Below are 12074 nucleotides of genomic sequence, written 5' to 3' on the forward strand. Positions count from 1 at the left end.
TTAGCTAGTGGGAGTAGTGACAATACTATCAAAATTTGGGAAGTAGCAACCGGAAAACAATTGCATACTCTTACTGGTCATTCTAGTGGGGTTTTGTCAGTAGTATATAGTCCCGATGGTCGCTATTTAGCTAGTGGTAGTTATGACAAAACTATCAAAATTTGGGAGGTAGCAACGGGAAAAGAATTGCGTACCCTTACTGGTCATTCTAGGGCGGTTTGGTCAGTAGTATATAGTCCCGATGGTCGCTATTTAGCTAGTGGGAGTAGTGACAAAACTATCAAAATTTGGGAGGTAGCAACGGGAAAAGAATTGCGTACCCTTACTGGTCATTCTTACCGGGTTTATTCAGTAGCATATAGTCCCGATGGTCGCTATTTAGCTAGTGGGGGTGATGACGATACTATCAAAATTTGGGAGGTAGCAACGGGAAAAGAATTGCGTACCCTCACTGGTCATTCTAATGTGGTTAGGTCAGTAGCATATAGTCCCGATGGCCGCTATTTAGCTAGTGGGAGTCATGACAATACTATCAAAATTTGGGAGGTAGCAACGGGAAAAGAATTGCGTACCCTTACCGGTCATTCTGAGACAGTTTTATCAGTAGCATATAGTCCCGATGGTCGCTATTTAGCTAGTGGAAGTGTTGACGATACTATCAAAATTTGGCGGGTGGGACAGTAAACTTGTGTTGGGGGTGACAGCAATAACTTTTGTCTATCAAAAATGAGCGATACTTGCGGGAAACTGCACCGATGTCTTTAAAAATATTGGGTTTTGGCTCAAATTATTGAATCGAGCAGTTTTCTCCTAAATAGGGTATGCGGCAAAAAGTACGGGCGAAGCATTCGGATAGAAAATCTACAGTTTCACCGATAGGTTATTGTCCGAATGCTTCGCCCCTACAGGACGCGGGCCGATAAAGACGCAAGATTTTGAACGACGATTCTCTCACAATCTTGCACCTGTGGGAGCGAGAAAAGCCACAAAATCTCTACCTTGCTTACATCTCACATTTATTCAGCAAACCCTATATAATGTGTATATTAACAATCTACTATACACAACTAGGGATAGGATGACGACTAACATTATCATTGATGACCAACTCATGGCTGATGCTCTTAAAGCTACTGGTTTAAAGACTAAACAAGAAGTTGTTGAATTGGGTCTTAAGACTTTGATTCGGCTCAAACAACAGGAGAAAATTAAAGCCTTTAAAGGTAAGCTTAAATGGGAAGGAAACCTTGAGGAAATGAGGCACAATCAATGATTCTTGTGGATTCTAGTGTTTGGATTGATTTACTGCTGGGAGTTGAGCCGATAGCTATTGGTGATATTATTCTCACCGAAGTTCTCCAAGGTTTTAGGAGTGATAAGGATTATCAAATAGCCTATCGCTTACTAACTTCATTGACTATTTATGATTTACTAGGTTTGAGAATGGCATTGAAAAGCGCGGACAATTATCGCCAGTTACGCAAGAAGGGGATAACTATTAGGAAAACTGCTGATGTTATTATTGCCTCCTTTTGTATTGAAAATAATCTTCCGCTCCTTTTTTCAGATAAAGATTTTATTCCTTTCGTGAAGCACTTAAAGCTAATTTCAGCTTGTCCTACTACTAATGATGAACGATGATTGAGTTGCGACTCATTTCTATTAACGAATGTTGAGTAAAAAGTGCTTCTATTTGGGTTAGATTATTCTGAAATAATGCTTCTAATTCAACATTCGTAATGTTACCCGTAGTCACTAGCAGAAGCTTATAAGGTTCTTGACTAATTAAAAATGAATCGAGAAAATCTGTGTCTTTGGTAATAACAATACGATTTTGTTGAATTGAAAGAGCGTTAATTTCTGCATCTGTCATGGCATTTTATCGACTAAAAACTTCATGGTGCAATTTGGTAGATGCTTTTTACCTGAGTCAACCGAGTGGCAAACAATAACGCGGCTAGAATATCCTCCCGTTCCAAATCATCGTAGTCGGCTAAAATATCTTCGATACTCATGCCAGAACTAAGTAATTCTAGGATAAATTCAACAGGATAACGCAATCCTCGAAGGCAAGGTTTGCCATGACAGATATTTAAATCGAGGGTGATTCGCTGCCAAAGTTGTTTTTCCATAGGTAATTCAGTTGCTTGTCATCTGCCTTTTTCCCCAGGGGATATTTCTAAGAAGAAAGTTGCCCGCTAGTTTGTCCTTAGCTGCTATATTAACTGGTTAAACCGTGTTTTAGGGCAAAACGTACCAATTCCGTGCGACTATTAGTACCAGTCTTGCTAAATAAGCGACTGACGTATTTTTCTACGTTTCTGACGCTGGTTTCTAGACGACTGGCAATTTCTTTATTCATCAATCCCTCCGCTACTAAATCTAAAACACTTTGTTCCCGGGGGGTAAGGTCAATTTTAATCGGGGGGGGAGTAGTAGTAAAAGTGTTCTGTTGTCCCACCTGCTGTTTTAATTCCCGGATATCTCGGGCAATTTCTTCTAATCTAGCGTTTTCGCTGGTGGCTTGCAGGGATTGACGACGGCGCTCGATTAAAGACTTGATTAATGCTTCTAATTCTTCGGGATCGAAAGGCTTGGATAAATAAGCATCACAACCGGCATTATAACCCTGAATGCGATCGCTTGTCATCCCCCTAGCAGTGAGAAAAACCACGGGAATTGTCTGAAAACGAGCATCTTCGCGCAATTTCTTCAGAAACTGATAGCCATCCACCTGCGGCATCATAATGTCGGAGATGACTAATTCCGGAATTTCTTGATTGAGTAAATCCCAGGCTTCGTTAGCATTACTAGCAGTTCTTACCTCGAAGTCATCCCCGTACTGTAGATATGCTTGCACAGATTCACGAACCCCCGGTTCGTCATCCACTAACAAAACTTTCGCAGGTGTGTCCATCAATTTCTCGCAGCGATCGAATATTGTCCGAATCCTATCTTATCAGCTAAGGAGATAGGAGTCAGTAGTCAGGAGGCAAAAGGCACTCATGCAAAAGGCAAAAGGCACTCATGCAAAAGGCAAAAGGCACTCATGCAAAAGGCAGCTTTGTTCTTCCCACACCCTACACCCCACACCCTACACCCTACACCCCACTTCCCCACTTCCCCACTTCCCAGATCATCCTCAAGATAGTGACGGTGAGTTAAACTAGCAGATAGAACTAAAAAGTTACAAAAATCACCTAGATTATTTTAGAATCCTTTCACCATTCTTAACAAATCCCGTGACCATTCTCTGCTGGCTCGATCGCATTAGTGCTTCTGATCGCCCCCTGGTGGGGGAAAAAGCTTTTATTGCCAGTGAATTACACCAGGGAGGATACCCAATTATCGGGGGATTTGCCATTTTTAACCGCATTTTTGCGGAATTTTTGGAAACTATCAACAAGGCTGACTCTTTCTTGACTGATTTTCCGCAATCTTCCCTCTATTTAGACGTAGATAACGCAAAAGCTCTGCAATTAGTCGCCAAAGAGAGTCGGCGCGCCATTTTACAAGCGCAAATTCCTCCTCTCTGGTTAGAAGAACTAGCGGCGGCCGTGGCACAATTATCCATGGATACCCTAGTATGGCGCTTTTCCCTACCAGCTAATCTGGCTCGGCGAACTCTCGGTTTATTTTCTGCCCCAATCAGTGGAATTAAAGCAGATAATCTAGAAAATGCCCTAAAACAAGCTTGGGCGGAGTTATTCACCGCCAGAAGTCTATTTTATTGGCGAAAAATGGGAATTGGTTTAGAAAACATTCAATTATCTTTACTGGTACAACCGTTATTACCGGCCAATTGTGCGGGAAATGTGTTGATTAATGACGATAACTGGAAAATTCAGGCAGTTTGGGGGTTAGGACACAGTTTAGTTAATGGAGAAGTGGCACCGGATACCTACATTATCGATCGCTCCGGTCAATTACGCAGTCGGCAATTAGGCAATAAATCCCGCGCTTATTATCTCAATAGTGACAGTAATCTGCTTGCGGCACAATTATTAGCACCCAGTTTACAGGAAAGCTACTGTTTAGATAATTTCGCCCTCGATCGCCTTTGTCAACTGGTTCAATCTCTACTGGCGGAAAAACCGACGTTAACCAGCATAGAATGGCTGATGATGCTGGATGGTCAAATTTATATTCTTAGCTGTCACAGTCAGGAAATCACCGCTACTACCTGCCATTATCCCTTAAGAGGATTAGGGGCATCCCCGGGGTTGGCATCGGGAGTGGCAAAAGTGATCAGCAATTTCGACTCCCCAGAGGCAAATTTTCAGGATTGCATTCTGGTTACTACTAATTTACCTCCGAAAAAACTGCCCCATTTACGCCAAATTCGAGCAATGATCACGGAACAGGGGGGATTAACTAGCCATGGAGCCATTTTAGCCCGGGAATTAGCCATTCCTGCCATTGTCGGGGTGAAAAATGCCACGGAAATTATCCGCTCAGGCGAGATAATTTTAGTAGATGGTACGAGGGGAATTATTTCTCTAGCATCTCAGGAACAGATTTCCTTACCCCCTCCACCCCCCAGAGAAACCGACGGGACGGCAATTGCTACCCGTTTGATGGTTAATCTCAGTCAAACTGAAAGTATTGCCAGAATCCAAGAACTGCCTATTGATGGGATCGGTTTATTGCGCTCAGAATGGATGATTTTAGAGTTACTTTCTCAGCGTAATCTAGAAGAATGGTTAACGCCAGAGCATCAAGAAGCATTGATCGAGAGATTAAGTGATTTAATCGCACAATTTGCCCTTAGTATCCAGCCTAAGCCTTTATTTTACCGTTCTTTTGATGCTCAACATTCGACTAAAGACAGTCGGGGAACCCATGGTTATATATTAGATCCGACTCTATTCGATCTGGAATTGCAAGCTTTACGACGGGTACAAACCACCAGCGCCACCAATATTAATTTACTGCTTCCCTTTGTCCGCGGGGTTGAAGAATTTATTTTCTGCCGGCAACGGGTACAATCGGCTTTACTCACTCAAGTCCCTTCTTTCCAATTGGGGATAATGGTGGAAGTACCCGGGGTAATCTTTCAATTAGCGGATTATGTGCAAGCGGGGGTACAGTTAATCGCTATTGGTACTAATGATTTAACTCAATTACTTTTAGGTAGCGATCGAGAACATTTCTCAGAATATTTTAACGCCCGTCATCCCGCAGTCAGGGCAGCTTTAAAACAAATTATCACTCAAGCAAAAGTTTTACAGATTCCCTGTTCCGTTTGCGGCATGGCCATCGTCCAGTATCCTGAACTTATCGATGATCTGATTGCTTGGGGTGTGACTTCTCTTTCGGTGGATACAGAAGCAGTTTTAGCCACTAGAGAGGCAATTGTTCGCGCCGAAAGAAGATTTTTATTGGAAAATAGCAGATAACTTCCCCACTACCTCACTACCCCACTACCCCACTACCCCACTTCCTAATTCATACTTTGTGCTTTTTGTCAAAAAAACTTTTTTTTTGCAATAAAACTACACAAAAAAAAGATCATCGTTGTGGGTGAAATTGACTCATTTACCTGTCTTAGTTAGGATTACCTTCTAGGTGTGGCAAGGGGTTCAACCGTTGCTGCCCAAAAAAGCATAGAATACCCCACTATGAAATTCAGTAAAATCGCTGTAACCATTGTAACATCGTTGTTAAATAAAAATCTTTCTCAATTAATTCTTAAGAATTTGTAAATATTGCGAAATGTTAATTTAAATATTCTCAAGTTTTTGGAGTCAATGAATAATTTTTGCTTATCTTTGAGCAACATTGGGTTAGAAGTCAGGAGACTCCGAGACAGGAGACTCCGAGACAGGAGACAGGAGACAGGTTTTAGGTGTTGGGGTGTTGGGGTTTTGGGGTTTTAGTTCAATTTCCCCACTTCCCCACTTCCCCACTTCCCCACTTCCCCACTTCCCACTTCCCGCTCCGGCGCTCTTCTTAAACAGGATTTAGCATTAGATAAGGTTTGCTGAATAAATCTGAAAACTTTGTTGGGTAACACTTTTAGACTTTTTGTCAATCAAAAAGTACCAGATATGGGAGTGATCGGGGGGAAAATTCAGGGACTTTTTCCCTGAAAATTAGGTAATTGACCTCCTCAAAATCGGGAAAACCCTACACCCCACACCCCACACCCCACACCCCACACCCTGTCCCCTAATGCCTAGAGAATTTCAATAATTCCTTGACTGCCATCGAGACGAATTAATTGACCATCTTTTAACAATTTCATGGCATTATGCACATCCATAACCGCGGGAATTCCGTATTCTCTGGCAATAATAGCACCATGGGATAATTGTCCCCCCACCTCGGCAATAATGCCCACAGCCCGGGATAATAAAGGCGACCATCCTGAGTCAGTATAGGGAATAACGAGAATAGTATTAGGGGCAATTTCTAGATTTTGTAGGGTTGGCATAATTTTGATTCGTCCCTCCACTGTCCCCCCACTAGCGGCAATTCCCTGTAAGCGTTTTTTGGCAGTTAAATTTGAAACTAAAAATTCTCTTTTCGGTGGTTGTCCATAAACGATGTAGGGAATATCGGTTAATTGAGAGTTTTCTTGGAATTGTTGGCGACGCTGACGGATAATTTGCTTAAGATTGGCGATTTTATTATTCTGACCTAACTGGATAACTTCTGAGTAATTTAGATAAAATATATCTCCCGTCTCCGATAATATTTGCTGCTGTAACCAGAGGGTTTCTAAAGCGAGAAAATGCCAGCGTAGGTGAGCTAAAAGACGGGAGTAAATTTCAGTCACTTGGTTTTTGATATTTAATCTTTTTTGGACAGTATGGGAAGATTTAACTTTTTTATGGCTATTATTACCCGGACTATCTAAGGGGAGTTGTAGCAGCTCTTGGGGATTTTCTCGCCATCTCGGTATGGAAATATCAGTCCCCACTTCGCTTAAATAACCGTAGGTTTCTAACCAGAGGGAAAAAGCCGAGTCAAAATCTCGATCGAGCGTATTTTTTCTCAGTTCAGATAGCGATCGCATTGAGGCTATTTCTGGTGCTTGGGAGTTATCCAATTTCTCAAAAGGTACTTGCGAAATACTGCGACGCAAAGCAAAGCTAAGAGGGGCAAGAATACTATAATAGGTGGCTTTTTTTAAGACGGTTAAAATCTCCTCAATTTGCTCTAAAATCTCCCCTGAAGATAAAGCTTCTGGGGAAGTAGCGTTAATTTTTTTGAGCGTCGGGATAAAATAGTTTTTTTGATCTTGGCTAAAGTCTTTTTCTAACTGTAATTCCCGTCCTAAAAGTTTTAATAAACCAGGGGAATTAGCCAAAGTTGCCGTTAAAGGTGGTTTGGTAAACTTTGCCCCTTTGGTCAGGAATTCTAAGCTTTCTGGAGGTAATCCCATGCGACGGAAAATTGTGCCTAATAAAGAAGCATTAAAATAGGCTCTTTGATAGTGTAAAGTCGCTGTTTCATTGAAGTCCAAATCGAGGGCTTTTTTGTCTAAAACTAACTGGAAAATATCTCCCCAAACTCCACAGGTTAAAGGACGATTAATTGACCAAGGCAAAGGACGAATCACCCCAGGGATAACTTCAGCTGCGATTTTTCTTGTCCAAATTTGCTGTAAATTAGTGATAGAACGGCACTGTAATAACCATAATTTTCGTCCGTCATGAGTCCATTCTATATCTTGGGGAATGCCATGATCAAGGTTTTCTAATTGCCGACAAAGATTAGCTACCTGTTGAATAATAGCCGGGGGAATATCTCCCGCTCCGATGATAATATTTTCTTCTAAATTAACTCGATAACTTTCGGGGGTGATTCTTCCCGATACAACTCTGGTGGCATCTCCGGGTAAAGCTTCAATAACCACATCTAAACTGAGAGGATTAATCGGATCACGACTGAAGGCAACTCCCGAAAAAACTCCTCGAATTTGTTCTTGGATTAACACAGCCATGGCCGTGTTTTCTTGACCTCGATCGAGTCGATAATTAACAGCATTAGGACTATTATAGGAGGTTTGGCAACTTAAAATCGCCGCCGCTAAATTTTCTCGATCGATGACGTTAAGAATTGTGGTATATTGTCCCGCAGATGAGGCGGTTTCACTATCTTCTCCAATAGCGGAAGAGCGCACGACTAAGGGATGATTAATATCAGGATTAAGAGATTCTATTAACGGTTGTGGATCATCCCCCGGTGGTAAAATCCACCCCCTAGGAATGGGATAACCGGCACGCTTAAGATAGGCTAAAGTGGCGGCTTTTTGTCCCACTTTTAAGGCCGTCAGATTGTCATCAAGGGTTTGGAGCGATCGATCTCCACGAAAAAAACGAAACATAGTTTTTGATTCATTGTTAACACTTGCTTCGGGTAAGTCTAAATCGTCGGCTATTTTTTGAAAAATTGCCCCTAATAAACAGGCTAAAGCAATGGCAGTTATAATATAACCTGAATCGTGGGGACGGCGCAAGGTGAGAATTAAAGCTAATAAAAATAATCCTACCAATCTACCCGTAGATTTTTCTCGAAAAATAGTAAAGCTAATCCCACTAATGATTGAGGTGAGAAAAACAGCGACAAAATCGTGAACGATTAATCCCCAGAAAACATTAGTAGTTCCCGCACCTTTTCCTAACCAATAGCGCCCCATGACTAAGGCAATTAAAGCTAATAATTCCCAAGGGGAGCCGGTGGGAAAAAATAAACGGGTTAGGAAAATAACGATAATTCCCTTGGCTGCTTCCGAAATTACCGCCAAAATTCCCACCAATTTACCCCCATGGTAAAAAGCGGCAGTTACACCGATATTACCAGTACCTAATTGGGATAATTTACGTCCAGTTACTAGATAATTTATCCAATCGATCAGAGGCAGTCCCCCGATTATAGGACAGACTAAAAAAATAAATAGGGAACCCCAAATTTCTCTCATTTAAAATGCGTCTTAGTTTAGTATCTTGTCTTAGTAACGACCTTGAGAACATGAACACGAAAGCGATAAAATAAATTGAGTTTAATGGCTTAAAACCCAAGCAGATGGAGCAAATAAAGGCAATAATTGCGGATTTTAAGCGGCAAAATCAACGAGAATATACTTACCTTTAAACTGAAGAAAAAAGCGAAAAGAGTAAGGTGGACGATGCACACCCTACAGACTTAAGAAAATCTGATTGACAGTGAGATTTAATTCCGTGAAAGTCTGGGAGATCAGGATATCTCTGTCTCGAAATTGCCGAATTTGATATTCTTCCTCAACTAAGCGACAAACAGAGATGGTCGGTTGTTTAGGAGTGCCGAGAAAATTACGCCCACCCAAGGCTGCATAATCGACAATCCAATATTCAGGAATACCCATTTCTTCATAATCAGCAAATTTTAAGTAGTAATCATCACGCCAGTTAGTCGATACGACTTCAATTATCAGAGGGATAGATGCACCATCCCTAAGGATTGATTCTTTTTTCCATAATTTTTCCTGAGCGAGCTTGGTTCGATTTAGCACTAATACATCGGGAAAATAACCAGAATTTTTACCAGCAGGTCTGACAATCGCTTGGTTAGGAATTAAATAAGGAAGCCCTAGTCTATCAATTATTCCACTGAGTTTAACAGTTAAAAATCCTTTGATTTCCTCGTGTTCTCCTGCGGGTTGTGCCATTTCAATAATATTTCCCTTGTGTAGCTCATAACGCACTCCCGAATTTTCAGGCAGCCAAAGGACGAATTCCTCGAAATTAACAGTTTTAGGTAAAGTTTGGCTCATAGCTGGCAAAATAGCATTCTCTCTCTACTAACTTCCTTAGCTCTATTTTACCTTGAAGTAAGGTGGGCATTGCCCACCCTACAAACTCTCTACACAATCTGCGATCGCACTATCGCTGCCAAAAACGATGAGGACGAAACCAAAAATATAATTGGTAACGACGGCGAGGCCCATAAGAAGGATTGGAAGGAGTCAGTTGCCAGTTAGTTTTTAGATCTCCATTTGGCAATATTACACCCTCATAAAATTCTTTACCGCCGGACCCGCCTAGTAAGTTTATAAAGAGGTCTCCTTGATTAACGCTGAATGTTCCAGCCCATCCAGATAGAGTGTTCTGGCCATGTCTAGCTGCTGGTACGTCAATGTACTGCATGATGAAGTCGATGTCGTTTGATTGAGTCCAGTGCTTAATGCAAGAACCGTCACGGTAAAACCGCAGAAAATCTACTTCCCCAAAGTGTTCTTCATAGGGTTCAGAGTAATAGAATCCATCAAATCGTATTTTGCTTGACCCACCAAAATTAAACATCAATTTAGCTCAAAAAATCTTTATTTTGGACAATTAGGTTGGGTTGAGGGACAACGTAACCCAACCCCAAAGGCGACCTTTAATTAACGATACACACTACCCCCCCCTATAATGTATTCTGCATGACAATTTAATAAAAATTAACATTTAGGCTATCCCGTACTTGTGGTGATAAGCAGAGTTATCTAGGGGAGGGCGCAAGCATTCCATTGCTGTCAACTTAAGGGAATAGCCCCCCAAATTTGTTGAGAGAGAGCCGCCCTTTTCCCCGTTCCCTATTCCCTGTTCCTTTGCCTATAGTAGGCTGCGTTCTCTAACCTGAAACCATCAATGAAAACTTCAATTAACCCTTCATTAATTGGAGGGGTTGATCATTTTAAACCAGAAAACGGGTTTCTTTAAGAAACCCGTTTTCTTGAATGTTCCAGCAATTCCTGATGATGAAGACGATGTCGGCGGCTTAGATGTGTAGTTATAGCGCTTTTCACGTTACTGAGGTATCGACAAGTTTTGCCAACAAAGGGTTTAAGCCCCTTGCCCATGGCTCATTCTGATGAAAAATGCTATGATTGCTTTGAGCGCATAGAAGAGACGAGTGCTAATATTAGGAACAACAGCTTCGGAAATTTCCGATCCTCCTGGATCATAGATATAGCTATCGGAAATTTCCAATCCCTCTGGATAATTTGTCGGGGGAACGGCGAACGTAGTGATTTCCCTAGCAAGGGCTTCGGAAATTTCTGATTCTCCTGGATAATAGATATAGCTATCGGAAATTTCCAATCCCTCTGGATAATAGGTATAGGTAAATGTGGTATATTTTGAGTTATCAGAAAATGCCGGGGGACGTAATTGCGGAATTTCTCCACCCAATACCGCAGACCCAGAGCAATCTTCAAGGGGCATATATTGTTTAGCCATCGAAATCTCCTTAGTAATTGATAACGGAAAAACGTGAGAGATTTAACTGGAATTACACTGATGGACAAAATTAACAAATCAACTCTGCTGTAACTCATACTACTCAGTCCTCTATGCTAAGATGATCCAAAAAACGCAAGTTTTTAAATTGATGGGCAAAAAAGCTTAATTTCACTCAATAACCAAGTAATTATATAGATGTTTATTTTTGACAATAAAACTAATATTTTAATTGATTCTCAGGAATTAACCTTTAAAAGTGAATATTTTTGTGACTTTTCTCGCTATTTTCAGAATCGAGAATTTGTCAACGGAGATGCTTTACAACTCAGTGGTGATCATTTTGAAGGGTATCTTTCAAAGATCATCATCGATGAAGTGATGTTAGAATTATCGCAACGTAATTGTTTAATAAATGTTGTGGGAGTAGTCCATTCTAAAATGTGGGTTTTTGCGATTCCTATTCGGGTGAATTCCGTCTTCTTCCAAAATTTGTATCCATTAGAAAATAACTATCTGGGGATTATCCCCCCTAAATCAGAAATTTCCGTTTTTCAACATCCTTTTTCTAATCGTTTTCAGCTTTACGTTCATGATAATTATCTGCAACAATTGTGCCAAAATTTAGAGTTACCAGAAGCGAAAAAGTTTTTAAATTCTTCCGCTTCTTCTATTGTGATTTGCCCATCGGAAAAAATTCGTCATCTCCAACAATCTTGTCATCAACTTTATCAAATGCTATTTAATTGGCTCTTCTGGTTTTCGTGTGTTAATTTTTGTTATGAATTAAAGCAAGCAAACAGCTTAAGTCGAAGATGTTGAAAATTGGTAAATCCATAACTCATTCTTTTAATAAGCTTTATT

The 12074-nt window shown here is 40.9% G+C and carries 11 protein-coding genes and 1 pseudogene; 6 read left to right on the forward strand and 6 right to left on the reverse strand.

Going from position 1 to position 12074, the window contains the following annotated elements:
• The 3 genes from EWV68_RS06320 to vapC all read left to right on the forward strand — a co-directional run.
• Positions 1-684, forward strand: a 684-nt coding sequence (locus EWV68_RS06320; RefSeq protein ID WP_287169224.1) for a WD40 repeat domain-containing protein, incomplete at its 5' end; no start/stop codon positions are given.
• A gap of 394 nt (positions 685-1078) precedes the next feature.
• Positions 1079-1273, forward strand: a complete 195-nt coding sequence (locus EWV68_RS06325) for a type II toxin-antitoxin system VapB family antitoxin (RefSeq protein ID WP_061432967.1) — start codon at positions 1079-1081, stop codon at positions 1271-1273.
• Entirely contained in the window at positions 1270-1641 is a 372-nt protein-coding gene (gene vapC / locus EWV68_RS06330; protein ID WP_012265076.1) for a type II toxin-antitoxin system VapC family toxin, read from the forward strand. The genes EWV68_RS06325 and vapC overlap by 4 nt, the downstream gene beginning before the upstream one ends.
• Here the strand turns inward: vapC and EWV68_RS06335 are convergent.
• From EWV68_RS06335 to EWV68_RS06345, 3 genes are all read right to left on the reverse strand, one after another.
• A complete protein-coding gene (locus EWV68_RS06335; RefSeq protein WP_239698190.1) occupies positions 1625-1873 on the reverse strand; it encodes a DUF5615 family PIN-like protein in 249 nt (82 codons plus the stop codon). The two genes, vapC and EWV68_RS06335, sit on opposite strands and share 17 nt — an antisense overlap.
• A gap of 22 nt (positions 1874-1895) precedes the next feature.
• Positions 1896-2132, reverse strand: a complete 237-nt coding sequence (locus EWV68_RS06340) for a DUF433 domain-containing protein (RefSeq protein WP_002795660.1) — start codon at positions 2130-2132, stop codon at positions 1896-1898.
• Positions 2133-2221: 89 nt separating this feature from the next.
• Positions 2222-2917: a response regulator transcription factor gene (locus EWV68_RS06345; RefSeq protein WP_002795661.1), complete on the reverse strand. Its 696-nt coding sequence runs from the start codon at positions 2915-2917 to the stop codon at positions 2222-2224.
• 325 nt (positions 2918-3242) lie between these two features.
• On the opposite strand from EWV68_RS06345, the gene EWV68_RS06350 reads away from it, so the two are divergent.
• Positions 3243-5399 carry a putative PEP-binding protein gene (locus tag EWV68_RS06350; protein ID WP_287169225.1) on the forward strand — a complete coding sequence of 719 codons (2157 nt, stop codon included), beginning with the start codon at positions 3243-3245 and terminating at the stop codon, positions 5397-5399.
• 779 nt (positions 5400-6178) lie between these two features.
• Here EWV68_RS06350 and EWV68_RS06355 read toward each other — a convergent pair.
• Entirely contained in the window at positions 6179-8929 is a 2751-nt protein-coding gene (locus EWV68_RS06355; RefSeq protein ID WP_287169226.1) for a glycerol-3-phosphate acyltransferase, read from the reverse strand.
• A gap of 216 nt (positions 8930-9145) precedes the next feature.
• Complete coding sequence (locus EWV68_RS06360) at positions 9146-9760, reverse strand: Uma2 family endonuclease (protein ID WP_002757834.1); 615 nt, start codon at positions 9758-9760, stop codon at positions 9146-9148.
• Positions 9761-9829: 69 nt separating this feature from the next.
• Between EWV68_RS06360 and EWV68_RS06365 the strand changes: the two genes are divergently transcribed.
• The gene (locus EWV68_RS06365; RefSeq protein ID WP_192846062.1) at positions 9830-9967 is read left to right on the forward strand and encodes a hypothetical protein; all 138 of its coding nucleotides are present in this window, start codon (positions 9830-9832) and stop codon (positions 9965-9967) included.
• Positions 9968-10814: 847 nt separating this feature from the next.
• Here EWV68_RS06365 and EWV68_RS06370 read toward each other — a convergent pair.
• Positions 10815-11210, reverse strand: a complete 396-nt coding sequence (locus EWV68_RS06370) for a hypothetical protein (RefSeq protein ID WP_061432971.1) — start codon at positions 11208-11210, stop codon at positions 10815-10817.
• 198 nt (positions 11211-11408) lie between these two features.
• On the opposite strand from EWV68_RS06370, the pseudogene EWV68_RS06375 reads away from it, so the two are divergent.
• Positions 11409-11957 (forward strand): annotated as a pseudogene (locus EWV68_RS06375) (helix-turn-helix domain-containing protein); the annotation flags it as partial.
• Positions 11958-12074: the final 117 nt, after the last annotated feature.

The sequence above is a fragment of the Microcystis sp. M_QC_C_20170808_M9Col genome, from assembly GCF_007095495.1.
GTDB classification, from domain to species: Bacteria; Cyanobacteriota; Cyanobacteriia; order Cyanobacteriales; family Microcystaceae; genus Microcystis; species Microcystis aeruginosa.